We start from the raw sequence: 22,457 nt of genomic DNA, 5'->3' as shown, positions 1-22,457 counted from the left end.
GTCACCGGCGGGGTGCTGGTCCGGCTGCTGCTGAGCTGACCCCAGACCTGACTGGCGTGGGGCGGCCGGGCGTCGGGCACGATGGGCCCATGAGCCTGAACGAGAACCTGCTCGGCCCCGGCCCCACCCTGCTGCCCGACCGCCCTGAGCTCCAGGCCCAGCTGGAGGACGGCGTCGACCCGTCGACCGTGGCGCGCGGCACCCCCGACTTCAGCGAGGCGTGGGCGGCGCTGGCCGAGCGCGCCCTGGAGCAGGGCGACGCCGTGACGGCCTACGCCTACGCCCGCACCGGCTACCACCGCGGCCTCGACCAGCTGCGCCGCAACGGCTGGAAGGGCTTCGGCCCGGTGCCGTGGGCGCACCGCGGCAACCAGGGCTTCCTGCGCGCGCTCGCCGCGCTGGCCAAGGCGGCCGGCGAGATCGGCGAGACCGAGGAGTACGAGCGCTGCCGCACCTTCGTCGCGGACAGCGACCCGCAGGCGGCCGTGGCCCTCGGCCTGGCCTGATCCGACGTGCTGGAACGGCTTCGGGCGCAGCTTCGCCGCCGGTTGCGGCGGTTGCAGCGGATGGCCCTGCCCATTGCCCAGGCCGGCATGGCGGCCGGCGGCGCGTGGTTGCTGGCTACCGACGTCGTCGGCCACGCCCGGCCGTTCTTCGCGCCCACGGCCGCCATCACCTGCATCGGCGTCGCGCTCGGCCAGAAGCTGCGCCGGGTCATCGAATTGGTCGTCGGGGTGAGCATCGGCGTCGGCGTCGGCGATGTGCTGATCTCCCGGATCGGCTCCGGCACCTGGCAGATCGTGCTGGTGGTGCTGCTGGCCATGGCCGCCGCCGTGTTGCTCGACGGCGGGGCGGTGATCGCGTTGCAGTCCGGCACCTCGGCGGTGCTGGTGGCCACGCTGCTGCCGCCGTCGACCGGCGGCGGCTTCGACCGGATGATCGACGCCCTGATCGGCGGGGCCATGGGGCTGATCGCCATCGCCCTGTTCCCGCCCAACCCGCTTACCCTGGCCCACCGGCACGGCCGCGTCGTGTTGGGCGAGCTGGCCGGCGTCCTGCGGGCCATCGGCGGGGCCGTGCTGGACCACGACGCCGTCGCCGCCGCGGCCGCCCTGAGCCGGGCCCGGGCGTCGCAGAAGGTCATCGACGAGTTCAAGACCGCCCTGGTCACCAGCACCGAGGTGGCCACCATCGCGCCGCTGCGTTGGCGGAACCGAGGGGAGCTCGACCAGTACCGCGCCGCCTCCGGGCCGGTCGACCTGGCCGTCCGCAACACGCGCGTGCTCGCCCGGCGGGCCCTGGCCGTGCTGCGGGACGGCGAGGAGGTGCCGGACAAGCTGCCCGCGGTGCTCGACGGCCTGGCCAACGCCGTCGACGCCCTGCGCGACGAGCTGGCCCGCGGTGTCGACCCCGTCCACACCCGGGCCCTGCTCCGCAGCGCGGCCGCCGAAACCGATCAGCTGCTGTCCGCCGACGACTTCTCGGTGCGGGTCATGGTCGCCCAGCTCCGCTCCATCGTCGTCGACCTGCTCGTCGCCGGCGGCGTCAGCCGCTCCGACGCCCTCTCGGCGCTGCCGCCGCTCTGAACGAAAGCTCGGAAGGGACCATTCCTCTACTCGGAGTGGAGGAGTGGTCCCTTCACGTCAGCCCTCGGGGCGGTTGAGGGCGCCATGCAGGGCGTTGTGCACCGGCTGGTGGTCCTGGGGATCCGCCAACCGGCAGTCGGCGGCCGAGAGGCGGTACCACTCGTCGGCGCCCTCGTAGCGGACCTCGACGGTCACCGTGCCGTCGTCGGCCAGCGTGGTGCGCAGCTCCAGGTCGCCGGTGACGACGCCGACGTCGTCGGTCATCACGCCACCGGGCCCGGCCTTGAACAGGGAAGTGAGCGTCACAGCAAGCCCCTCGCCAACCTCAGGTCGTCGGAGTTGCGGTACCAGGTCCACTTCGTCACCGGGCGCGGGTGCGGCACGCCGTCGAGCCGCACGATCGCCGGCACGCAGCCGATCTGGCAGGCCCGGCCCTGCGCCGCCGTGGTGTGCTTGACCATCAGCGCCCGCTTGGTCACCTGCACCAGCAGACCGGCGCGGTCCGGGTCCGGACTGACGGTAATGCGGCTGGCCTGACCCCGCAGGACCACGGTCTCGTCGCAGTAGGCCATGCCCCGAACCGGCCCAATCACGCCTCGGCCGACCAGCACACCGCCGCTGTCGTCGCGGATCAGCGGCACCGGATCGGGGTCGCTGGTCAGGGCGATGTCGACGGCCCGGCCGGCGTCGAGTGGCAGATCCCACAGCGAGGCCACCGTCGAGTCCGCCGCGGTCGGCACAAAACCGACCGTCACGTCCTTGAGCAGCTCCTTGCGCAGCAGGCGAAGCGTCACCGCGGCCAGGTCGGCGTCGTCGCCGACCACCACCAGGCGGCGCCCGTCCAGGCCCTTGACCAGGTGATCCACGTCATCCTTGCCGGGACGCGCCGGGACCCGGTGCAGCTCCACTTCATCACGGTCGGCAAGAGCTGGTGACTGAGCGTGACCTGCATCCTTTCCGCAGGCCAGCACTAGTGCACCCATCGCCACCTCCTGGTCTACAGTCGTGCACCGGCATTCGGCCTTTAGTCGTCTAGCACGGGGAGTCTCACATGCCTGCCATCGTCCTCATCGGCGCCCAGTGGGGCGACGAAGGCAAGGGCAAGGCCACCGACCTGCTCGGAGACCGCATCCAGTGGGTCGTCCGCTACCAGGGTGGCAACAACGCCGGCCACACCGTCGTGCTCCCCGACGGCCAGAACTTCGCGCTGCACCTCATCCCGTCCGGCATCCTCACTCCCGGCGTGCGCAACGTGATCGGCAACGGCGTCGTGGTCGACCCCGGCGTGCTGCTGGACGAGCTGGCCGGGCTGGAGGCCCGCGGCGTGGACACCAGCGGCCTGCTGATCTCCGCCGACGCCCATCTGATCATGCCGTACCACGTGGCCATCGATAAGGTCAGCGAGCGCTACCTGGGCAAGGCCAAGATCGGCACCACCGGGCGCGGCATCGGCCCGGCCTACCAGGACAAGGTCTCCCGCGTCGGCGTGCGCGTGCAGGACCTGCTGGACGAGAAGATCCTGCGGCAGAAGATCGAGGCCGCGCTGGACTTCAAGAACCAGCTGCTGGTCAAGGTGTACAACCGCAAGGCCATCGACCCCGAGCAGGTCGTCGACGAGGTGCTCAAGCACGCCGGCGAGTTCGAACACCGCATCGCCGACACCCGGCTGCTGCTCAACCAGGCCCTCGACCGCGGCGAGAACGTGCTGCTGGAGGGGTCGCAGGGCACCCTGCTCGACGTCGACCACGGCACCTACCCGTTCGTCACGTCGTCCAACCCGACCTCCGGCGGCGCCTCGGCCGGCTCGGGCATCGGCCCGACCCGGATCACCACCGTGATCGGCATCCTCAAGGCCTACACCACCCGCGTCGGCTCGGGGCCGTTCCCGACCGAGCTGAACGACGAGATGGGCGAGCGGCTGCGCAAGACCGGCGGCGAGTTCGGCGTCACCACCGGCCGCTCCCGGCGCACCGGCTGGTTCGACGCCGTCATCGCCCGCTACGCCGCCCGCGTCAACGGCATCACCGACTACTTCCTCACCAAGCTGGACGTGCTGTCCGGCCACGACACGGTGCCGGTGTGCGTGGCCTACGTTGTGGACGGTCAGCGGGTCGACGAGATGCCCATGACCCAGACCGACGTGCACCACGCCGTGCCGGTGTACGAGGAGCTCCCGGGCTGGTTCGAGGACATCAGCGCCTGCCGGACCTTCGAGGAGCTCCCGGCCAACGCGCGCGCCTACGTCGAGTACCTGGAGTCCATCGCCGGCGCGCGCATCTCGGCCATCGGCGTCGGCCCCGGCCGTGAGCAGACCATCGTCCGCCACCAGTTCGTGAACTGATTTTGTTGGCACGTGGGGGTCAGAGGCGTGACCTCCACGTGCCGGCGAGCATGGCCTCCTCCAGGTCCAGCTCACGCATCACCTTGCGCATGACGTCGTCGTCCAGGCGACCGGCGGCGCGCTCGGCGACGAGCACTTCCCGTTGCTTGGCCAGCATTTCCCGGCGGACGCGGGTGATCGCGCCCTCCTGGGACGGGTCCTGCTCGATCATCCGGTCCCGCATCTGCATCATCTGGTGCATGCGCTGGCCGAACATCTTGCGTTGCTCCACGGGGATCTCGGCCGGCGTCAGCTCGGACAGCATGGCCTTCGCGGCCTTGGCGGCGGCCTTGCGGGCCCGCTGCTCCTGACCGCTGTCCTCGGGCTGCTGGATCTTCAGGGCCCGGATCAGCCACGGCAGCGAGATCCCTTGCAGCAGCAGGGTTCCGACCGTGATCACGAACGCGGCGAACTGGATGTAGGCCCAGCCGGGCGTGTCCTCGGGTATGCCGGCGGCCGCGGCCAGCGTGACGACGCCGCGCATCCCCGTCCACGACAGGACGGCGCTGATCTTCCAGGACGGCCGGCGTCGCCGTCGGCGGACCAACCGCAGCAGGATGTTGCGGCCGAAGACAAAAACGATCCGCACCACGATCACCGCGCCGAGCAGCGCCAGCACGGTCGGCACCACGGTGAAGTCGGAGATTCCCTTGAGCACGAACGGAAGTTCCAGGCCGATCAGGCCGAAAACCAGGGACTCCAGCAGAACGTCCACAGTGGTCCAGACCGACTGCTCCTGGAGCCGGGTGGCGTAGCCGGCCTTCGGGGAGTTGTGCCCGAGATACAGCCCGGCGGCCACCACGGCCAGCACGCCGGAGCCGTACAACTCCTCGGCCACCAGGTAGCAGGCGAACGGAACCACCAGCCCCAGCACGGATTCCAGCACCGTGTCGTCCAGATGTGTGCGGGCGAAGTGGGCGACGACGCCGATCGCCAGGCCGACGGCGATGCCCACCACCACGGCGATGACGAACGTCGACAGCTGGGCGAACAGGCCCGTGCTGGCGCCGGCGATGCCGGCCAGGGCGACCTTGTACAGGGTCAGCGCGGAGGCGTCGTTGACCAGGGATTCGCCGGTGAGCACGGTCATCGCGCCGCGGGGCAGCCCCAGCTTGCGGCCGATGGCAACGGCGGCGACCGCGTCCGGCGGCGCGACCACGGCCCCCAGCAGCAGCGCGACCTCCCACGGCAGCTCGGGCATCAACAGGTGCGCGAGCAGGCCGACGGCGAAGGCGGTGATCACCACCAGCACCACGCCGAGCTGGATGATCGGGTCGGCCACCGCCTTGAAGTTCAGGTACGAGCTGTCCAGCGACGCCGAGTACAGCAGCGGCGGCAGCACCACGCCCAACAGGATGTGCGGATCCAGCTGGTAGTCGTCGGCTCCGGGCAGGAACGAGATCGCCAGGCCCACCACGACCAGCAGCAGCGGGGCCGGCAGGTCCCAGCGGCGGGCCGCCGCCGTCACCGCGATCGAGCCGACGACCAGGAGCAGCAGCTGGGCTCCGTGCATCCGAAAGCCTCCCTCTCCGACGGACTCCCAGGATCCGGGACCGGCCCCGACCAGCGTTGACACATCGTCGGCGGCTCGCCAAGACTCCCACGCATGGGTGAACGACTGGTCGCACGTCTGCACGTGGACCTCCGCCGGCAGGCCAGCGCGGTCTGTCCGGTTCGCTGACTTCCTCCCACCGGCTGAGAACTCCTCACCTTCGCGCGCCCACCCCCGCCTCGGAGGAATCGTGTCGATTCCCGTCCTGGCCGCCGACCGCACGCATGACGCGCCCGCGGCCATTCCCTCCCGCAAACCCCGCCGCCGCACGCTGTCCGGCGCTTGGCGCTGGCTCAGCCCCGTCGGCCTTCTGCTGCTGTGGCAGATCGCCAGCGGCACCGGCATCCTGTCCGAGGACAAGCTGGCCTCGCCGACAAAGGTGCTGGCCGCCGGCATCGACCTGGCCACGTCCGGGCAGCTCGGCGACGCCTTTGTGGTGTCGCTGCGCCGGGTGCTGCTCGGCGTCGCCGTCGGCGCCGTGATCGCGCTGGCCCTCGGTCTCACGGCCGGCCTGTCCCGTTGGGGCGCCGTGCTGGTCGACCCGCCCGTGCAGATGCTGCGCACACTGCCGTTCCTCGGCCTGATCCCGCTGTTCATCATCTGGTTCGGCATCGGCGAGGAGCCCAAGATCGCGCTGGTCGCGCTGGGCTTCGCGTTTCCGTTGTACCTCAACGTGTACGCCGGCATCCGCGACACCGACCCGCAGCTGCTGGAGGCCACCGCGGTCCTCGGCTTCACCCGCTGGGAGCGGCTGCTGCACGTGGTGCTGCCGGCCGCGCTGCCGCAGGCGCTGGTCGGGCTGCGGCAGGGCCTGGGTGTGGCCTGGCTGTCGTTGATCGTCGGCGAGCAGATCAACGCCGACGCCGGCCTGGGCTACCTGATCAACAACGCCCGCGACTTCCTGCGCACGGACCAGGTCGTGGTCGGCCTCGTCGTGTACGCGGGACTGGGCCTGGCGACCGACGCGCTGGTCCGCGCGCTGGAGAGAAAGGCGCTCCGATGGCGCAACACACCGTGACCGTGCGCGGACTGGTCCGCCAGTTCGGCGACCGCCGCGTGCTGGACGACCTGGATCTTATTGTACGGCAAGGAGAATTCGTCGCACTGCTGGGCCGGAGCGGCTCCGGCAAGTCGACCCTGCTGCGAGTGCTGGCCGGTCTCGACCGTGAGGCCGACGGCGAGATCGCTGTCAACGGCACGGTTTCCGTTGCCTTCCAACAGCCGCGCCTGCTGCCGTGGCGGCGGGTCTGGCGCAACGTCTCCCTTGGCCTGCACGGGGTCGACGCCCTCTCGGTGGCCGAGAAGGCGCTGGCCGAGGTGCAGCTGACCGACCACGCCCAGGCGTGGCCGCTGACGTTGTCCGGCGGCGAGGCGCAACGCGTCTCCCTGGCCCGGGCGTTGGTCCGCGAACCCGACCTGTTGCTGCTCGACGAGCCGTTCGGCGCCCTGGACGCGCTGACCCGGCTGGCCATGCACCGGCTGGTCGACGGCCTCTGGCAGCGGCACCGCCCGTCGGTGCTGCTGGTGACCCACGACGTCGATGAGGCGCTGGCGCTGGCCGACCGGGTTTTGGTGCTGGACGAGGGCCGGATCGTCGCCGAGCACACACCGCCCACCGGCCGGCCGCGCCGACCGGCGGACCTGACCGAGCTGCGGGCCCGCGTGCTCGCCGACCTGGGAGTGACCCTCGATGAAGCCGCGTAAGGCCCTGTTACCCCTGCTCGCCGTGGCCGCGCTGGCGCTGGCCGGCTGCGGCGGCGCGTCGGCCGCGTCCGGGCCGGTGGTGCTGAAGGTCGGCGACCAGAAGGGCGGCTCGCAGGCGTTGTTGCAGGCCGCCGGGCTGCTCGACGGCGCCCCGTACAAGATCGAGTGGTCCACGTTCACCTCCGGCCCGCCGCTGCTGGAGGCGGCCAACGCCGGCGCGATCGACATCGGCGGCGTCGGCAACACGCCGCCGATCTTCTCCGCCGCGGCCAACGCCAAGATCACCATCGTGCAGGCCGGGCAGCACACCGGCCCGGGTGACGCGATCCTGGTGCCGGGTGACTCGCCGATCCAGAAACCCGAGCAGCTCAAGGGGAAGACCATCGGCGTCGCGCAGGGCAGCTCGGCCCACGCGCAGCTGCTTTCGGTGCTCAACAAGTTCGGCATCGCGCTGAGCGACGTGAAGATCAACTACTTGCAGCCCTCGGACGCCTACGCCGCCTTCACCCAGCACCGCATCGACGCCTGGTCGATCTGGGATCCCTATACCTCGCAGGCGTTGTTGCAGGCCCACGCCCGGTCGATCGTCAACGGCAGCAGCGGCACCGCCAACGGCTACTCCTTCCAGGTGGCGGCGTCCAAGGCGCTGGCCGACCCGGCCAAGGTGACCGCGATCAAGGACTACCTGGCCCGTATCGCCAAGGCCCAGAAGTGGTCCGACTCGCACAAGGACGACTGGGCCGCTTCGTGGTCGAAGGTCACCGGGTTGGACCCGGCCGTGGCCAAGGCGTCCGTGAATGACGGCGCGACACTGCCGATCCCGTTGGACGACAAGGTGATCGCCTCCGAGCAGCAGCTGGCCGACGCGTTCACCACGGCCAAGGTCATTCCGGCCAAGCTGACGTTCGCGAACTTCGTGGACAAGCAGTACGAGAGCACCGGGAGCTGACGATGAGTGTTGTCCTGCACTGGTTTCTGCCCACCTCGGGCGACGGCCGCACCATCGTCGACCGGTTCCACGGCTCGCAGGAGGCGGGCGCGCCGGCCCAGCGTGGCCCGGACATCGACTACCTGGCTCAGATCGCCCGCGCCGCCGAGCAGTTGGGCTTCACCGGCGTGCTCACGCCGACCGGCACCTGGTGCGAGGATGCCTGGCTGACCACGGCCGCGCTGATCGCCCAGACCGAGCGGCTGAAGTTCCTGGTGGCCTTCCGTCCCGGCACCATCTCGCCCACGCTGGCCGCCCAGATGGCCGCCACCTACCAGCGCATTTCCCGCGGCCGGCTGCTGCTCAACGTGGTCACCGGCGGCGACGCCATCGAGCAGCAGCGGTTCGGCGACTGGCTGGAGCATGACCAACGCTACGCCCGTACCGATGAATTCCTGAGCATCGTGCGCAAGTTGTGGTCGGGCCAGCCGGTGGACTTCGACGGCCAGCACCTTCGCGTCGCCGGCGGGCTGGTGCCGGTGCCGCCGGACCCGTTGCCGCAGATCTACTTCGGCGGCTCCTCCAACGCCGCGCTGCCGGTCGCTGCCCGGCACGTGGACGTCTATCTCACGTGGGGCGAGCCACCGGCCCAGGTCGCGGAGAAGATCGCCCGGGTGCGGGAGTTGGCCGAGGCGCAGGGGCGGTCCCTGCGGTTCGGCATCCGGCTGCACACGATCAGCCGTGACAGCTCTCGCGAGGCGTGGGCCGAGGCCCATCGGCTCATCGAGGCGATCGACCCGGCGTCGCTGGCCAAGGCCCAGGCGCAGCTGGGCGCCAGCCAGTCCGTCGGGCAGCAGCGCATGGTCGCCCTGCACGGGGGGCGGCTGGACAAGCTGGAGATCTACCCCAACCTGTGGGCCGGCATCGGGCTCGTCCGCGGCGGCGCCGGCACCGCCCTGGTCGGCAGCCACCAGGAGGTGGCCGACCGGATCGAGGAGTACCACTCGCTCGGCATCGAGGAGTTCATCTTCTCCGGCTACCCCCATCTCGAGGAGGCCTACTGGTTCGGCGAGGGCGTGCGGCCGGAGCTCGTGCGGCGTGGATTGATCGACAACGTCGCGCCCGTGTCCGCTCGCCGCGAACTGGTTCCCGCGCTGTAGGGAAATAAGCCCCGTCGGCGTCGAGTTGACGTAGTAAGACAACGGTCGAACTACAGGGGTTGTGCAATGCGTGCTCTGCTCGTGGACCCGTCGGCGAAGTCCGGACTCCGGCTCGGCGACACCGCCGACCCGACACCGGCGCCCAATCAGGCGTTGGTCGAAGTGAAGACGATCTCGTTGAACTACGGCGAGGTGTCCGGCGGCTACGGCGCCGAGGAAGGCAAGGTGCAGGGCTGGGACGCCGCCGGCGTTGTCGTCAAGGCGGCAGCCGACGGCAGCGGACCTGCGGTCGGCTCTCGGGTCGTGACGTTCGACTTCTTGGGCGGCGCGTGGGCACAGCTGCGGGCCGTCGACACCACGGAACTGGCGGTGCTGCCGGACGGCGTCGACTTCGACCGGGCTGCCGCCCTTCCCGTGGCTGCCGTGACGGCGCTACGAGCCCTGCGCCGCTTCGGCTCCGTGCTCGGCCGGCGGATCCTCGTCACCGGCGCGGCCGGTGGTGTCGGGCGCTTCGCCGTGCAGCTGGCCGCGCAGTCCGGGGCGCACGTCATCGCGTCCGTCGGCGGCGCCGGCCGCGGCGACGGGCTCAAGGAGCTCGGTGCTGCGGAAGTCATTGTGGGCGTTGAGGGTCTGACCGGCCCGCTGCACGGCGTGCTGGACAACGTCGGCGGTCCGAACCAGGTCGCCGCGTTCGGCCTGCTGGACGTGGGTGGCTCCATCCAGTCCATCGGCGCCACTTCCGGCGAGCCCGCGGTGTACCCGCCGTACTCGACCGTCGGCCCGCAGCGTCGGCTGGAGGCGTTCATGATGGGCAGCGGCCTCGGCGAGGACCTCGCGTTCCTCACGTCGTTGGTCGCCGCCGGCAAGCTCGACGTGGAGATCGGGTACCGGGGCAGCTGGGAGAACAGCGAGGACGCCATCGCGGCGCTGCTCGGCCGGAAGGTCGTCGGCAAGGCCGTGCTGGACGTCTCCTGAGACCCGGGCCGCGCTCACTCCCGGGTGAGCGCGGCCTGCTCCAGGTCCAGTTCCCGTTGCACACGGCGGAAAACCTCGTCGTCGATCTGCCGGGCGTCCCGGGCCGCGAGGAAAACCTCCCGCTCCGCCAGCAACATCGTCAGACGCAGCCGCTGCCAGCGCGCCGCCGGCGTCTCACCGATCTCCTCGTCGCCGCGGCCCAGCCGTTCCCAGGCCGCGTTGCCCCGATGCTCGGCCAGCAGCTTCAGCCGCTTCACCACGTGCTCCGGCGTCGCCTCGTCGGTCGCGTCGTCGAGGCGTTCGATCGAGGCCTTGGCCGCGTGGTACTTCACCTGCGCCTCGGCCAGGGTGTCGGTGTGCTCGTCGGTGCTGCGGACCCCGAGCACGTGGATCAGGCCGGGCAGCGTGAGGCCCTGCACCATCAGGGTTCCCACCGTCACCACGAACGTGCAGAGGATGATCACGTCCCGGCCCGGCACGTCCAGCCGCAGCCCCGAGGCCGCCGCCAGCGACACCACGCCGCGCATGCCCGTCCAGGCCACGATGAACACCCCACGCGGCGACGGCGGTTCCTCCCGTTCGCGGATCTTCCGTGACACCAGGCGGGGCAGGTAGGTGCCCGGGTACACCCAGGCGATTCGCAGCAGGATCGTCGCCAGCAACACCAGCAGCGCCGCCCCGAACAGCGGCCACGTCGCGCCGCTGTCCGTGAGCACGAAGCGCAGCTGCAAGCCGATCAGCCCGAACACCCAGGACTCCAGCAGCACGTCCACCGCGCCCCAGACCGCCGTCTCCTGCAACCGGGTCGCGTAACCCGCCCGCGGCGCGTTGTGGCCCAGGTACAGGCCGGCCGCCACCACCGCCAGCACGCCCGAAGTGCCCACCGACTCCCCGATCAGGTACGCCCCGAACGGCACCAGCATGCCCAGGCCGCTCTCCAGCACGCTGTCGTGCAGGCGCAGCCGGATCCAGTGCACCACCACGCCGATCAGGTAGCCGATCACCGTGCCGCCGACCGAGGCCAGCAGGAACGTCGCCACCCCCGTGCCCCAGGACATGGCCGTGCCCGTCGCGGCCGCCACCGCCACCTTGTAGGCCGTCAACGCCGTCGCGTCGTTGACCAGGCTCTCGCCCGTCAGCAGCGTCATGATCCGGCGCGGCAGGCCCAGCTTGCGGCCGATCGCCACCGCCGCCACCGCGTCCGGCGGGGCCACGATTGCACCAAGTGCCAGTGACGCAGGCAACGGAAGCGCCGGAATCAGCAGATGCGTCACCAGTCCGACGCCTACCGTTGTGGTCAGCACCAGGCCGATGGCCAGCAGGGCGATCGGCCGGATGTTGCGGCGGATGTTGACGTACGAGGAATCCAGGGCGGACGAGTACAGCAGCGGCGGCAGCACGATCGCCAACACCAGCTCCGGCTCCAGCCGGAAATCCGGCATGCCCGGCACGAACGACGCCGCCAGGCCGACAGCGACCAGCAGCAGCGGGGCCGGCCAGCCCAGACGGCGGGCGACCGCCGTCACCGCGAGCGAGCCGGCCAGCAGCAGAAGGATCTCGACGCCTTGCACGAGCGGAAGGGTATTCAAGATGACCTGTGTTCACGTGCCGGCCACGGCCGCGGTCCCGCCGACTTCGGCCGGTTGCCAGGACTGCGTCGCCCTCGGCGCCCAGCGGTGGGTCCACCTGCGACTGTGCCTGACGTGTGGCCACGTCGGCTGCTGCGACTCCAGCCCCGGCCGACACGCCTCCGCCCACCACCGCGAGACCGGGCATCCCGTCATGCGTTCGCTCGAACCCGGGGAGTCCTGGCGCTGGTGTTTCGTGGACGACCGACTCGTCTGAACCAGCACCTGTACGCTGTTCGGTCGTGCGCGTCCTCGTCATCGGGTCTGGTGCCCGGGAGCATGCCCTCTTGCTGGCATTGTCCAAAGACCCCGCCGTGACCGCCCTGGCCTGCGCCCCCGGCAACGCCGGGACCTCGGCCGTCTCCGAGACCTACGGCGTCGACCTCGCCGACCCCGGCTCCGTCGCCGCCCTGGCCAAGGAGTGGAACGCCGACCTCGTCGTCATCGGGCCCGAGGTGCCGCTGGTCGCCGGGGCCGCCGACCCCGTGCGCGACGCCGGCATCCCCTGCTTCGGGCCGTCCAAGGAGGCCGCCCGGATCGAGGGCTCCAAGGCCTTCGCCAAGGACGTCATGCAGGTCGCCGGCGTGCCCACCGCCCGCAGCGAGATCGTCGACACCCCCGCCCGGCTCGACTCCGCCCTGCACCGCTTCGGGCCCACCTGGGTCGTCAAGGACGACGGACTGGCCGCAGGCAAGGGCGTCGTCGTCACCAAGGACTACGACGTCGCCCGGGCCCACGCCATGCACCTGCTCGACGGCGGGCACCCCGTGCTGCTCGAGTCCTTCCTCGACGGTCCCGAGGCCTCCCTGTTCTGCATCGTCGACGGCACCACCGTCGTGCCGCTGCTGCCCGCCCAGGACTTCAAGCGGGTCGGCGACAACGACGCCGGCCCCAACACCGGCGGCATGGGCGCGTACAGCCCCCTGCCCTGGGCCCCCGCCGACCTCGTCCCCGACGTCGTCGCCCGCTGCGTGCAGCCCGTCGTCGACGAGCTCGCCGCCCGCGGCGCCACCTTCTCCGGCCTGCTCTACTGCGGCCTGGCGCTGACCTCCGAGGGCCCCCAGGTCATCGAGTTCAACTGCCGCTTCGGCGACCCCGAGACCCAGGTCGTGCTCGCCCTGCTCCGCACCCCCCTCGCCGGCCTCTTCCTCGCCGCCGCCGAGGGCCGCCTCGCCGCCCACCCTCCCCTCGAGTGGGAGGACGGCGCCGCCGTCACCGTCGTCATCGCCGCCGAGGGCTACCCCGGCCGCCCCCGCACCGGCGACGTCATCACCGGCGCCGAGCTCGACGGCGTCCTCCACGCCGGCACCCGCCGCCGCGACGACGGCGCCGTCGTCTCCGCCGGCGGCCGCGTCCTCTCCGTCGTCGGCACCGGCCCCACCCTCTCCGCCGCCCGCGACGAGGCCTACCGCCTCGCCTCCCTCGTCGAGCTCACCGGCTCCCACCACCGCACCGACATCGCCCTTCGTGCCGTCCACGGCGACGTCCACATCCCGTAGGAACCATCCCGCCCCCGCCTTCGTCGAACTCAGGCACGGCACACGCCAACGTTGGTAGCCTGCAAACCGAGTCCGAGTAGTCACCAAGCGTGCGGGGGCGGTCTTGATGGAGAAGATGGAGCAGGTAGGCGCCGACCTCGGCACCATCAACTCGGTCCTCATGGGTCCGTTCGCGGGGGCAGCCAGCGCGTTCGCCGGCGTCAGCGGCGGCCAGATCACCGTCGACCACGACACCGTGCTGCAAGCCGGCAAGATCATCCACGATCAGTGGCAGCAGCTCAACGACATCACTCTGCAAAAGGTCCAGAACATCCAGGTCGGTGTCCTTGGCGAAGACCTGGTCAGTGAGGCCGCCACGGCCGAGTGGGTCAAGATCCTTGCCGGCAACGACGACTCGTACGTCAAGCGGATCATGCAATACATCGAAGGCCTCGGAAAGCTGGCCGATCAGCTCAAGACGGCGGCCCAGCAGTACGGCTTCACCGAGGAGCAGATCAAAGACGCGTTTGGAGACAAGTAGTGCGTACTGGCACTCGAATCGGTGTCGCTGTAATCCTGACCGCCGTCGCGGCGGCCGGGTGCACAACGCAGGACCCGGGCACGGCCAGTCCCACCACGTCAACCGGATCCGCGACAACCCCCTCGGTGTCGATCCCACCGCGCCCAAAGACGCTGAATGCGGCGAGCGTGGATCCCTGCACGCTACTCTCAGACACCCAGATTGCGCAGCTGAAGGCCAGTGCCGGCCACCCTGGCCCGGGCGAGGCGCAGTCGGGCACCACCGCGAGCTGCACCTATCAGGTCAATGATCCTGTGCACTACACCATCAGTGCGCGTATCGAGCCCAAGCGCGGTATCGACTACTGGCTGACCTATACGGGAACCTGGCAAGTCAGGCAGACCGCAGTGTCCTCATTCCCAGCTGTGCAGATCATCTACAAGGGCGAGGACTGGAACGGCGCCTCCGGCACCCAGTGTCGGACGTTGGTCAGTATCGCTGACGGGCAGGAACTGTCCTCCGGTGTGATTCAAACCGGCAAAGATCTCACCATGAATCAGATGTGTGACGTATCGAAGCAGGCGGCGGGCCTGGCGCTGACCACATTGCTGGCGAAGAGCTAGAGCGGAGACGACCATGGCGACGCAACTTGGCGATATCCGGTTCGACGGCTTTTCCAACGGGCAGCTTGCCGATCAGGTGAACAAACTCAAGCAGGGACAGGGCGCCGCCGCGCTGCAGCCGGTCATCGACACACTGCACGATGTCGCGCGGGATCTGACAGCGACCAATCAGGTCTTGCACACCCAGCTCGCCAAGATCGGTATCGACTGGCAGAGCGCGGCCGGGCAGGGTGCTACGGATGTCATGGGCTCGGCAGTGAACTACGGCGACGACTCGCAGTACAACATCACCGGCACGAACAACGCGCTGACCACGCAGGTCGATTCGCATGCGGTGGCCAAGAGCGCACCGGCGCCGTCGACGGACACGCAGAAGTCGACGGTGGACAACGTGGCCGGATTCTTCGGGTATCAGACGGACCATGCCAAAGAGGTCGAGCAGGCGCAGGCGGATCGGGATCAGGCCATTGCGCAGTTGAACGCCTATCAGTCGAACTCGCAGGACGCGATTGCCAGCACGACGCCGATGAGTGCGCCGCCGACGATCGGCCTGACGGCGCAGCCGGTGCAGGGGACGTCGATGTCGGGCGTGGGCGGGTACGGGCAGACGGCGGGCGGTTACGGCGGCCCGGGCGGTAGCGGCGGGGGCTACCCCGGCTACACGCCGGTGGGAGGCGGAGGCGGCGGGTACGTGCCGCCGGGGAGTGTGCCGGGCGGCGGGGTGCAGGGGCCGGGTGGGATGACGGGTGTGGGGCCGGGCGGCGGAAGGCTGCCGGGGGCGCTGCCGCCGGCTGCGGCTGCGGCGGGCGGATTGCTGGCGGAAGAAGTGGGCCTGGGCGCGGCGCTGGCCGGGGGTGGCGCGGCGGTGGCGGCCGGGGCGAGGAGCGGGAACCCGAACGCGATGGTGCGGGGCGGGGGAACGAGCGCGCAGCCGGGGGAGAAGGCGAACACGCCGAGCAAGGCGAGTGCGACGGCGGGGGCTATCGACGAGGAGAAGGCGGCGCAGGCCAGGGCGGCGGAGCGGATCGCGCCGGGCAAGGCGGGGCCGACGGGCGCGGGCGGCCAGCCGGGGGCGGCGGGGCGCGGCGGCAAGAAGGAAGAGGACAGCGAGCACGACCGGAAGTACACGGTGGAGGAGGACCTGTTCGGCGACCACCGCATGGTGGCGCCGACGGTGCTCGGCGAGGACCCGCAGGCGTAGCGGGAGATGGAGCCGACGGTCCTGTCCCGCCTGGACTTCGACGTCCTGTGGGAGAACGAGCGATTCCCGCGCCGGCACGTGGCACTGGACGTGCCGAGCCCGGGGATGACGCACACGGAGCGGTCCCGCATCGTCCAGGAGACCTGGCGGTCGCTGGAGCACAGGGGCCTGGCGGAGCGGGGCCGGGCGACGCCGAACATATCGGACGACCTGGCGCTGCTGGCCTACCCGAGGCGAGCGGTGTACGGCTTCATCTGGGCGCCGGACCGCAAGATCACGCTGCTGGCGGCGTCGAACGGCGGCAGCGCGCTGATGGGCGTGGTGGACGGCGACGAGGTGTGGCTGATCAGGTCGGACGACGGGGCGATCGCCGACGCGGCGGTGTCGGTGGCCGGCGACATGCCGCCGGGCCCGGGCCAGTCGATCAGCCTGCCGACGCAGCTGCTGACGGGGGCGGACGCCCGCGCGAAGGGTGACCCGCAGCGGCTGGTGATGGCGCTGGCGGACGAGAACGTGCCGCTGGGCCAGGCGCAGGCGCTGGTGGGCATGGTCGCGGGCATGACGACCCGGGGCCAGTTCGGCGCGGAGACGGCCAGGGGGGCGGAGCGGCCGAGGCGGGCGGAGCGGGTGATCGCCTTCCACGACACGCCCAACGGCCGCTACCTGCACGTGGTGAAGCCGAGCGCCGATCGCACGCAGTGGAGCACGATCACACCGGCGGACAACCGGGTGCTGGTGGCGAGCGTGCGGGAGCTGCTGGACGAGGCCTGATCACCCGTCGGGCTGAAATCGGAACCGGCGGCGGCCGCGGCCCGTCAGAGTTACCGCGAGAAGGGGGGCACCGTGACGGCCACGAAGTACAACTTCGACGCGATCAACACCTGTCGGAGCGCGATGAGCGCGCAGGCCGGGCAGTACGGCGGCGTCGGTGACGGCTTCCAGGGCGCGGCGACCAGCGCGGACGCGTTCGGCAAGCTGGCGGCCTCGGCCGGTTTCGCGAGCGCGATCGCCGGCTTCCAGAGCGCCCTGCACGGCGAGCTGCAGGCGGCGGAGAGCCTGCTGCGCAAGGTGGAGTCCTCGCTGGACTCGATCGAGACGACGTTGCAGGACACGGAGAAGGCCAACGCGAGGGGACTGACGGCGACATGAGCGCGGTCGACGACGTCGCGGGCTTGCCCGGTGGCGGCGAGGTCGCCGACATCGCCCGCAAGGTGGAGAAGGCCCAGCCCTCGGTGGTCCGGGACATCGCGACGCACTGGCGGGACAGCGCGTCCAAATGCGACAACCAGGGCAAGGCGGTCACCTCGGCGGTGAACGCGCTGGACGGCGCCTGGTCGGGCGGCTCGGCCGATGGCTTCACGGCCTACATGGGCAACTTCACCAAGGCCGGCGGCTCGATGTCGGAGGCGCTGAACAACGGCGCGGCGGCGCTGGAGTCGGCCGCGTCGGCGCTGGAGCAGGCCAAGTCCGCTGTGGACAGTCGCTGCGAGGGGCTGCTGGGCGAGGTCCGCAGTTGGGACGCGGCACACCCGCAGCCCAAGGACGGCGAGCGCGAGGCGGCGATCGAGCCCCTGTGCGCCGCGGCCAAGGGCGATGTGCAGAAGACCGTCGCCACGGCCGACAACGAGCTGAGCAATGCTCTCAACCAGCTCAAGGGCGCGACCTTCATCGGCTCCAAGTTCTCCGCGCTGCCCGCCCCGGGCGAGCAGACCTTCGTGCCCGGCCCCGGCCGCACCCTCGACTGGAAGGCCAAGCCCGAGCCCAATCCGACCACCACCGCCACCGAGACCCAGCACTCCGGCGGCGGAGGCGGGGGTGGCGGCGGCCATGACGGAGGCGGAGCCGGCGGAGGCGGCGGCGGGGGTGATGGTGGCGGCGGTGGCGGCGGCCTCGGCCCCAGCGGCGGCCCGCCCGGTGGTGGCGGCCCGGCCCCGCAGGGCCAGGTCAAGGAGTGGATCGACGAGGCGATGAAGATCCTCCAGGAGAACGGCGTCGACACCTCGAAGATGAGCGAGAACGACATCTGGGCGATCATCCAGCACGAGTCCGGCGGCAACCCGCAGGCGATCAACCTGTGGGACTCCAATGCCAAGGCGGGCCACCCGTCCAAGGGCCTGATGCAGTGCATCGACTCCACGTTCCAGTCGAACAAGCTGCCCGGCCACGACGACATCTACAACCCGGTGGACAACATCATCGCCGGCGTCCGCTACTCGATCGCCCGCTACGGCTCGGTGTCCAACGTGCCGGGTATCCGGGCCATGTCGCACGGAGGGGCGTACCAGGGCTACTAACCTGGCGGCATGGTCGTCGCCAGGCGCGCGGATGTGCCGCCGTTTCACGTGATGGACGTGGTGTCCGCTGCCGCCGAGCGCCAGCGGACCCACGGTGATGTGTTGTCGCTGGCGGCGGGGCAGCCGTCCACGCCCGCCCCGGCGCCGGTGCTGGCCGCGGCGCACCGGGCCCTGGAGACCCAGCCGTTCGGCTACACCCAGCAGCTGGGCATCCCCGAGCTGCGGGAAGCCATCGCCGGGCACTACAGGAGCCGCTACGACCTGGACGTGGCGCCGGAGTCGGTGATCGTGACGACGGGCTCGTCCGGGGCCTTCCTGTCGGCGTTCCTGGCGGCCTTCGACGCCGGCGACCGGGTGGCGCTGCCGCGGCCGGGCTATCCCGCCTACCGCAACATCCTGGCCGCCCTGGGCTGCGAGGTCGTGGACCTGCCGTGTGGCCCCGAGGTCGACTTCAAGCCGACGGTGGAGATGCTGACAACGCTGGGCCCCATCCAGGGCCTGGTGCTGGCCAGCCCGGCCAACCCGACCGGCACGGTGCTGGACGCGGCCCGGCTGGCGGAGATCGCCACGTGGTGTGAAAACACCGGCGTCCGCCTGATCAGCGACGAGATCTACCACGGCATCAGCTACGGCGAGCCGCTGGAGAGCGCCTGGCAGACCTCCCGCGAGGCGATCGTGGTGAACAGCTTCTCCAAGTACTTCTCCATGACCGGCTGGCGGCTGGGCTGGATGCTGGCCCCGGCGGAGCTGGTCCGGCCGGTCGACCGCCTTACCGGCAACTTCACGCTGTGTCCGCCCGCGCCGAGCCAGTACGCGGCGGTCGAGGCGTTCTCGCCGCAGTCGTACGCCGAGGTGGACGCGCATGTGCAGCGCTACCGGGCCAACCGGGACCTGCTGGTGAAGGGCCTGGCCGACCTGGGCATCGACAGGCTGGCCCCGGCCGACGGCGCGTTCTACGTGTACGCCGACGTCTCGCACCTGACCGATGACTCGATGGCCTGGTGCAAGCGTTTGCTGACCGAGACGGGCCTGGCCATCGTGCCCGGCGTCGACTTCGACCCGGTGCACGGCGACCGGTTCGTCCGGCTCTCCTTCGCCGGCTCCATGCTGGACATGGAGCGGGCCCTCGACCGCCTCGGGAGCTGGCTGCCGGGGTATCACTCAGGGCGACCCTGATCTGTCCCTGATCTAGCTCCGAAAACCCGCCAAGTGCCGGACCCGGATGGCAGGCTTGGGTTCAAGGCAAGCTGATGAAGGAGTCCGTCATGGTGTTCGTTGGCATCATCGCCGTCCTGCTGATCGCGTGGCTCGCGATCACCGTGCTCGGCGCACTGCTCAAGGGTCTGTTCTGGCTGGCGATCATCGGGGGCATCCTGTTCGTCGCCACCGCGGTCTACGGCGCGATCAAGAACAAGTCCCGAACCTGACCAGGGTGTCGGCCAGCTCGTCGGCCGACGTCCAGAGGTGGGCGGTCAGCCCGGCGGCGACCGCACCGTCCACATTGGTCTGACGGTCGTCGACGAACAGGCAGTCCGCCGCCCTGGCCCCCAGTTTGCCGACCAGGGCGGCGTAGATCTCGACATCCGGCTTGGCCATGAACAGGTCGGCGGAGAAGACCAGGTGCGTGAAGCGCTCGGCCCACGGCTGGCGCTCGGCGACCCGGCCGAAGGAGCTGGGGGCGTTGGACAGCAGCGCCAGCCGGGCGCCCGCGCCGGCCAGCCGGTCGAGCAGCTTCACCGTCTTGTCGTCGGTGGGCAACCAGCCCTCGATGTCCATCCGGGTCAGGTCCTCGGACAGCTTCTCGTCCACGTCCACGCCGACGTGCGCGCAGACGGCCCGCCAGTAGTCGAGGTCCGGCCGGCCACGGTCGTAGGCCTCGCGCTCGGACCAGTAGCCCGGCTCGAAGGCCTCGGCCGAGGCGCCGACGTGCGCCGCCATCGCCGGAATGGCCTGCGTGTGCTGGCTGATCACGCCGCCGTAGTCGAAGACGAGCCAGGTCAACTCGCGCTCCCGATCCGGTGCAGGGTCTCCTTGACGTCGGCGGTGCTGACGTCCCGGTGCGTGACGAAGCGGACCTGGCCGGCCATCGGCCCGGTCTGGATGCCCAGCCGTCCCAGCATCTTGACGGCGTTGCGCACATCGGGCACCGCGGCCAGCACGATGTTGGTCTCGGGCTCCCGCACGCTCCAGCCCAGCTCGTTGAGGCCCTCGGCCAGCAGCTTGGCGTTGACGTGGTCGTCGGCCAGCGCGTCGACGCGGTCCAGCGCGATCAGCCCGGCCGCGGCCAGGATGCCGCCCTGCCGCACGCCGCCGCCCAGCATCTTGCGCACCCGCCGCGCCTCGGTGACGAAATCCTCGGTGCCGGCGACGACCGAGCCGACCGGCGCGCCGAGGCCCTTGCTCAGGCAGACCTGAACGGTGTCCACGCCGACCGTCAGCTCGGACGGCGCGACGCCCAGCGCCACGGAGGCGTTCCACAGCCGGGCCCCGTCGAGGTGCACGCGCAGCCGGCATTCCCGCGCGGCCGCGATGAGCTGCATGTGCTCCTCCAGCGGCATGACGGTGCCACCGGCGGCATTGTGGGTGTTCTCCAGCGACAGCAGCGTGGTGTTCAGGCCGTGGTAGCTCGGCTCGCTGCCGGCGATGTCGTGGATGGCCGCGGCCGACATCCGGCCGGGGCCGGCATCCCAGTCCATCGGATGCGGCATGCCGCCGGCGATCCACGCGGCGGTGCCGAGCTCGTTGTCCAGCACGTGAGACCCGTGCGCGGCCAGGAAACGGTCGCCGCGGCGCAGGTGCAGGAACAGCGCGATCAGGTTGCCCATGCTCCCGCTGGGCACCCACAGCGCGGCTTCGGTGTTGAGCAGCCCGGCCACCCGTTCTTCGAGCGCATGCATCGTGGGGTCGCGTTCGAGCACGTCATCGGCCACCTCGGCGGAGGCCATCGCGGCGCGCATCGCCTCGTCCGGCTTGGTCACGGTGTCCGAGCGGAAGTCGAGCAGCGGCTGCTGGGTCACGGTCGGATCACACCACATGCCGGCTTGACCCCCTGCACCCACCCGTATGGCGGACGTCACGGCGGGCGTGCAACCGTAGAGGCCGACCTTTCCGTCCGGTAGGTGTCGACACGTTGAGCAGAGAGAGCCCGCGTGGACCAGCGCGACGAGCAGGAGTTCGCGGAGTACTTCGTGGCCCGGCGCGATGCCGTGCGCCGAACCGCGTACCTGATGTGCGGCGACTGGCACCGTGCGGACGATCTCGCCCAGACCGCGTTCGTCGCGCTGCACCGGAAGTGGAACAAGATCAGGGACCGGGAGGCCCTGGACGCCTACGTCCGCCGGACGGTGGTGCGCGCGGTGATCGACGAGTCGCGCCGCCCGTGGCGCCGGGAGCGGTTCACCGACCAGCTGCCCGACACCCCGACGGCCGCGACCGAGATCGGCGACGCGGTCGCCACCAGGCACGTGCTGCTCGACGGGTTGCGCAAGGTGCCCCCGCGCCAGCGGGCGGTGCTGGTGTTGCGGTTCCTGGAGGGGCTGGACGTCGCCGCGGCGGCGAAGGTCCTCCGGTGCACCGAGGGCACCGTGAAGTCCCAGACCGCGCGCGGGCTAGAGACGCTGCGGGCGGAGCTGGGGGACGTGCTCGACGATCTGCGGCCGGCGACGTGACCGGGACGGGGAGGTGGATGAACTGATGGATGACAAGCAGCTAGCCGAGAAGTTCCGTGACGCGGTCGGCGACGTGCCACCGCCGTCCTTCGACACCCAGGACGTCCTGGTCGCCTCCAAGCGGGCGACGGCGCAGGCCCGCAAGCGCTTGCAGACCGGCGCCGGCGTGGCCATCGGCGTGGTGCTCATCGGCGGCGTGCTGCTGCTGGTCCGGCCGTTCGGCGGCGAGTCGGCCATGACCAGTGCCGGCGGCGACGTGGCCTCGCCCAACGCGACCTCCCCGATGTCATTGAACCCGGGCTTCGACACCAACCACGCCGGCCCCGGCGGCGGCAAGGCCGAGCCGAACAGCACGGAGACCGGCGGCGGCGCCAACTGCGGGCCGGCCGACCAGGCCCTGGCCGCCGCGTTGGTGACCGAGCTGCCGATCATCACCGGCACGGCGGCGCAGGCGGCCGACGTGAGCTGCCCAACCGGTTCCAACGGCGTGGCCTTCGAGCTCACGGACGGCTCCAACTCCGGCAAGCTAGAGCTGGTCCTGGTGCCCTCGACGGTGGCCGACGACCCCAGCACCGGGGCCAAGCCGGCCGTGAAGGTCAGCAAGGGCAACTCGGTCACCGTGAAGACCCATAACGGCGGCGCGCTGACGCTGGCCACGCTGCCGATGAACGGCTCGGCGGCTGGTCCGTACGTGAACCAGCTCGGCGACATCGCGGCCCGGCTCGCGGCCCGGTACTGAGCACTGGCACCATCGCTCGGC

At 70.9% G+C, this 22,457-nt stretch carries 27 protein-coding genes; 21 read left to right on the top strand and 6 right to left on the bottom strand.

The features are described 5' to 3' along the window. Positions 1-89: 89 nt before the first annotated feature. Positions 90-506 carry a DUF3151 domain-containing protein gene (locus tag AB0M73_RS22155; protein ID WP_363893155.1) on the top strand — a complete coding sequence of 139 codons (417 nt, stop codon included), beginning with the start codon at positions 90-92 and terminating at the stop codon, positions 504-506. Positions 507-512: 6 nt separating this feature from the next. Further along, positions 513-1,586 carry an FUSC family protein gene (locus AB0M73_RS22150; RefSeq protein WP_363893153.1) on the top strand — a complete coding sequence of 358 codons (1,074 nt, stop codon included), beginning with the start codon at positions 513-515 and terminating at the stop codon, positions 1,584-1,586. 57 nt (positions 1,587-1,643) lie between these two features. Here the strand turns inward: AB0M73_RS22150 and AB0M73_RS22145 are convergent, their stop codons facing one another. Together AB0M73_RS22145 and AB0M73_RS22140 are read right to left on the bottom strand one after the other, a co-directional pair. After that, positions 1,644-1,892 carry a hypothetical protein gene (locus AB0M73_RS22145; protein WP_363893151.1) on the bottom strand — a complete coding sequence of 83 codons (249 nt, stop codon included), beginning with the start codon at positions 1,890-1,892 and terminating at the stop codon, positions 1,644-1,646. Beyond that, positions 1,889-2,569 (bottom strand): hypothetical protein, encoded by a 681-nt coding sequence (locus tag AB0M73_RS22140; RefSeq protein ID WP_363893149.1) that lies wholly within the window; start codon positions 2,567-2,569, stop codon positions 1,889-1,891. The genes AB0M73_RS22145 and AB0M73_RS22140 overlap by 4 nt, the downstream gene beginning before the upstream one ends. Positions 2,570-2,637: 68 nt before the next feature. On the opposite strand from AB0M73_RS22140, the gene AB0M73_RS22135 reads away from it, so the two are divergent. Next, on the top strand, positions 2,638-3,927 hold the full coding sequence (locus AB0M73_RS22135; RefSeq protein ID WP_363893147.1) for an adenylosuccinate synthase: 1,290 nt from the start codon (positions 2,638-2,640) through the stop codon (positions 3,925-3,927). A gap of 19 nt (positions 3,928-3,946) precedes the next feature. Here the strand turns inward: AB0M73_RS22135 and AB0M73_RS22130 are convergent, their stop codons facing one another. Continuing rightward, entirely contained in the window at positions 3,947-5,479 is a 1,533-nt protein-coding gene (locus AB0M73_RS22130) for a Na+/H+ antiporter (protein WP_363893145.1), read from the bottom strand. A gap of 93 nt (positions 5,480-5,572) precedes the next feature. On the opposite strand from AB0M73_RS22130, the gene AB0M73_RS22125 reads away from it, so the two are divergent. The 6 genes from AB0M73_RS22125 (at position 5,573) to AB0M73_RS22100 (ending at position 10,285) form a co-directional block, all read left to right on the top strand. Next, positions 5,573-5,647 carry a putative leader peptide gene (locus tag AB0M73_RS22125; RefSeq protein WP_363893194.1) on the top strand — a complete coding sequence of 25 codons (75 nt, stop codon included), beginning with the start codon at positions 5,573-5,575 and terminating at the stop codon, positions 5,645-5,647. Between the two features lie 112 nt (positions 5,648-5,759). Next, a complete protein-coding gene (locus AB0M73_RS22120) occupies positions 5,760-6,536 on the top strand; it encodes an ABC transporter permease (protein WP_363893191.1) in 777 nt (258 codons plus the stop codon). Beyond that, positions 6,518-7,222 carry an ABC transporter ATP-binding protein gene (locus tag AB0M73_RS22115; RefSeq protein WP_363893143.1) on the top strand — a complete coding sequence of 235 codons (705 nt, stop codon included), beginning with the start codon at positions 6,518-6,520 and terminating at the stop codon, positions 7,220-7,222. Before AB0M73_RS22120 ends, AB0M73_RS22115 begins: the two co-directional genes overlap by 19 nt. Then, positions 7,209-8,171, top strand: coding sequence for an ABC transporter substrate-binding protein (locus tag AB0M73_RS22110; RefSeq protein ID WP_363893141.1), 963 nt, complete (start codon positions 7,209-7,211; stop codon positions 8,169-8,171). Before AB0M73_RS22115 ends, AB0M73_RS22110 begins: the two co-directional genes overlap by 14 nt. 2 nt (positions 8,172-8,173) lie before the next feature. Beyond that, positions 8,174-9,310 carry an LLM class flavin-dependent oxidoreductase gene (locus AB0M73_RS22105; protein WP_363893139.1) on the top strand — a complete coding sequence of 379 codons (1,137 nt, stop codon included), beginning with the start codon at positions 8,174-8,176 and terminating at the stop codon, positions 9,308-9,310. A gap of 66 nt (positions 9,311-9,376) precedes the next feature. Then, complete coding sequence (locus AB0M73_RS22100) at positions 9,377-10,285, top strand: zinc-binding dehydrogenase (protein WP_363893137.1); 909 nt, start codon at positions 9,377-9,379, stop codon at positions 10,283-10,285. Positions 10,286-10,299: 14 nt separating this feature from the next. On the opposite strand, the gene AB0M73_RS22095 is transcribed toward AB0M73_RS22100, so the two are convergent. Continuing rightward, positions 10,300-11,856, bottom strand: a complete 1,557-nt coding sequence (locus tag AB0M73_RS22095) for a Na+/H+ antiporter (protein WP_363893135.1) — start codon at positions 11,854-11,856, stop codon at positions 10,300-10,302. A gap of 19 nt (positions 11,857-11,875) precedes the next feature. Between AB0M73_RS22095 and AB0M73_RS22090 the strand changes: the two genes are divergently transcribed. The 10 genes from AB0M73_RS22090 to AB0M73_RS22045 all read left to right on the top strand — a co-directional run bounded on the left by AB0M73_RS22090 (position 11,876) and on the right by AB0M73_RS22045 (position 19,456). Beyond that, on the top strand, positions 11,876-12,130 hold the full coding sequence (locus AB0M73_RS22090; RefSeq protein ID WP_363893133.1) for a UBP-type zinc finger domain-containing protein: 255 nt from the start codon (positions 11,876-11,878) through the stop codon (positions 12,128-12,130). Between the two features lie 25 nt (positions 12,131-12,155). Further along, on the top strand, positions 12,156-13,412 hold the full coding sequence (gene purD, locus AB0M73_RS22085) for a phosphoribosylamine--glycine ligase (RefSeq protein WP_043720847.1): 1,257 nt from the start codon (positions 12,156-12,158) through the stop codon (positions 13,410-13,412). A gap of 106 nt (positions 13,413-13,518) precedes the next feature. After that, on the top strand, positions 13,519-13,932 hold the full coding sequence (locus AB0M73_RS22080; RefSeq protein WP_363893130.1) for a hypothetical protein: 414 nt from the start codon (positions 13,519-13,521) through the stop codon (positions 13,930-13,932). Continuing rightward, entirely contained in the window at positions 13,932-14,534 is a 603-nt protein-coding gene (locus AB0M73_RS22075; protein WP_363893128.1) for a DUF3558 domain-containing protein, read from the top strand. Before AB0M73_RS22080 ends, AB0M73_RS22075 begins: the two co-directional genes overlap by 1 nt. Positions 14,535-14,547: 13 nt before the next feature. Further along, positions 14,548-15,735: a hypothetical protein gene (locus AB0M73_RS22070; protein ID WP_363893126.1), complete on the top strand. Its 1,188-nt coding sequence runs from the start codon at positions 14,548-14,550 to the stop codon at positions 15,733-15,735. A 6-nt stretch (positions 15,736-15,741) separates the two neighbouring features. Beyond that, positions 15,742-16,506, top strand: a complete 765-nt coding sequence (locus tag AB0M73_RS22065; RefSeq protein WP_363893124.1) for an ESX secretion-associated protein EspG — start codon at positions 15,742-15,744, stop codon at positions 16,504-16,506. 72 nt (positions 16,507-16,578) lie between these two features. After that, positions 16,579-16,884: a hypothetical protein gene (locus AB0M73_RS22060; protein ID WP_363893122.1), complete on the top strand. Its 306-nt coding sequence runs from the start codon at positions 16,579-16,581 to the stop codon at positions 16,882-16,884. Then, positions 16,881-18,029, top strand: coding sequence for a transglycosylase SLT domain-containing protein (locus AB0M73_RS22055; protein WP_363893116.1), 1,149 nt, complete (start codon positions 16,881-16,883; stop codon positions 18,027-18,029). The genes AB0M73_RS22060 and AB0M73_RS22055 overlap by 4 nt, the downstream gene beginning before the upstream one ends. Before the next feature lie 9 nt (positions 18,030-18,038). Then, positions 18,039-19,205 carry a pyridoxal phosphate-dependent aminotransferase gene (locus AB0M73_RS22050; RefSeq protein WP_363893115.1) on the top strand — a complete coding sequence of 389 codons (1,167 nt, stop codon included), beginning with the start codon at positions 18,039-18,041 and terminating at the stop codon, positions 19,203-19,205. Between the two features lie 89 nt (positions 19,206-19,294). After that, positions 19,295-19,456 (top strand): hypothetical protein, encoded by a 162-nt coding sequence (locus tag AB0M73_RS22045; protein WP_043730847.1) that lies wholly within the window; start codon positions 19,295-19,297, stop codon positions 19,454-19,456. On the opposite strand, the gene AB0M73_RS22040 is transcribed toward AB0M73_RS22045, so the two are convergent. Next, complete coding sequence (locus AB0M73_RS22040; protein ID WP_363893112.1) at positions 19,434-20,030, bottom strand: HAD family phosphatase; 597 nt, start codon at positions 20,028-20,030, stop codon at positions 19,434-19,436. The two genes, AB0M73_RS22045 and AB0M73_RS22040, sit on opposite strands and share 23 nt — an antisense overlap. After that, on the bottom strand, positions 20,027-21,064 hold the full coding sequence (locus tag AB0M73_RS22035) for a GntG family PLP-dependent aldolase (RefSeq protein WP_363893110.1): 1,038 nt from the start codon (positions 21,062-21,064) through the stop codon (positions 20,027-20,029). Before AB0M73_RS22035 ends, AB0M73_RS22040 begins: the two co-directional genes overlap by 4 nt. A 114-nt stretch (positions 21,065-21,178) precedes the next feature. On the opposite strand from AB0M73_RS22035, the gene AB0M73_RS22030 reads away from it, so the two are divergent. After that, complete coding sequence (locus tag AB0M73_RS22030; protein WP_043720877.1) at positions 21,179-21,697, top strand: SigE family RNA polymerase sigma factor; 519 nt, start codon at positions 21,179-21,181, stop codon at positions 21,695-21,697. Between the two features lie 25 nt (positions 21,698-21,722). Continuing rightward, positions 21,723-22,436 carry a hypothetical protein gene (locus AB0M73_RS22025; protein ID WP_363893107.1) on the top strand — a complete coding sequence of 238 codons (714 nt, stop codon included), beginning with the start codon at positions 21,723-21,725 and terminating at the stop codon, positions 22,434-22,436. Positions 22,437-22,457: the final 21 nt, after the last annotated feature.

The organism is Kutzneria sp. NPDC051319, from assembly GCF_040682195.1.
Lineage (GTDB): Bacteria > Actinomycetota > Actinomycetes > Mycobacteriales > Pseudonocardiaceae > Kutzneria.
The sequence above is the reverse complement of the archived record's forward strand: the minus strand, read 5'-3'. Positions and strand labels throughout refer to the sequence as shown.

What these genes read in the sequence shown, in the direction of transcription:
- AB0M73_RS22055 (WP_363893116.1), top strand. Translation starts at nt 16,881, where the DNA reads ATGAGCGCGGTCGACGACGTCGCGGGCTTGCCCGGTGGCGGCGAGGTC.
- AB0M73_RS22080 (WP_363893130.1), top strand. Translation starts at nt 13,519, where the DNA reads ATGGAGAAGATGGAGCAGGTAGGCGCCGACCTCGGCACCATCAACTCG.
- AB0M73_RS22135 (WP_363893147.1), top strand. Translation starts at nt 2,638, where the DNA reads ATGCCTGCCATCGTCCTCATCGGCGCCCAGTGGGGCGACGAAGGCAAG.
- AB0M73_RS22140 (WP_363893149.1), bottom strand. Translation starts at nt 2,569, where the DNA reads ATGGGTGCACTAGTGCTGGCCTGCGGAAAGGATGCAGGTCACGCTCAG.
- AB0M73_RS22035 (WP_363893110.1), bottom strand. Translation starts at nt 21,064, where the DNA reads ATGTGGTGTGATCCGACCGTGACCCAGCAGCCGCTGCTCGACTTCCGC.
- AB0M73_RS22110 (WP_363893141.1), top strand. Translation starts at nt 7,209, where the DNA reads ATGAAGCCGCGTAAGGCCCTGTTACCCCTGCTCGCCGTGGCCGCGCTG.
- AB0M73_RS22050 (WP_363893115.1), top strand. Translation starts at nt 18,039, where the DNA reads ATGGTCGTCGCCAGGCGCGCGGATGTGCCGCCGTTTCACGTGATGGAC.
- AB0M73_RS22115 (WP_363893143.1), top strand. Translation starts at nt 6,518, where the DNA reads ATGGCGCAACACACCGTGACCGTGCGCGGACTGGTCCGCCAGTTCGGC.
- AB0M73_RS22105 (WP_363893139.1), top strand. Translation starts at nt 8,174, where the DNA reads ATGAGTGTTGTCCTGCACTGGTTTCTGCCCACCTCGGGCGACGGCCGC.
- AB0M73_RS22130 (WP_363893145.1), bottom strand. Translation starts at nt 5,479, where the DNA reads ATGCACGGAGCCCAGCTGCTGCTCCTGGTCGTCGGCTCGATCGCGGTG.
- AB0M73_RS22070 (WP_363893126.1), top strand. Translation starts at nt 14,548, where the DNA reads ATGGCGACGCAACTTGGCGATATCCGGTTCGACGGCTTTTCCAACGGG.
- AB0M73_RS22090 (WP_363893133.1), top strand. Translation starts at nt 11,876, where the DNA reads ATGACCTGTGTTCACGTGCCGGCCACGGCCGCGGTCCCGCCGACTTCG.
- AB0M73_RS22065 (WP_363893124.1), top strand. Translation starts at nt 15,742, where the DNA reads ATGGAGCCGACGGTCCTGTCCCGCCTGGACTTCGACGTCCTGTGGGAG.
- AB0M73_RS22100 (WP_363893137.1), top strand. Translation starts at nt 9,377, where the DNA reads ATGCGTGCTCTGCTCGTGGACCCGTCGGCGAAGTCCGGACTCCGGCTC.
- AB0M73_RS22045 (WP_043730847.1), top strand. Translation starts at nt 19,295, where the DNA reads ATGGTGTTCGTTGGCATCATCGCCGTCCTGCTGATCGCGTGGCTCGCG.
- AB0M73_RS22025 (WP_363893107.1), top strand. Translation starts at nt 21,723, where the DNA reads ATGGATGACAAGCAGCTAGCCGAGAAGTTCCGTGACGCGGTCGGCGAC.
- AB0M73_RS22155 (WP_363893155.1), top strand. Translation starts at nt 90, where the DNA reads ATGAGCCTGAACGAGAACCTGCTCGGCCCCGGCCCCACCCTGCTGCCC.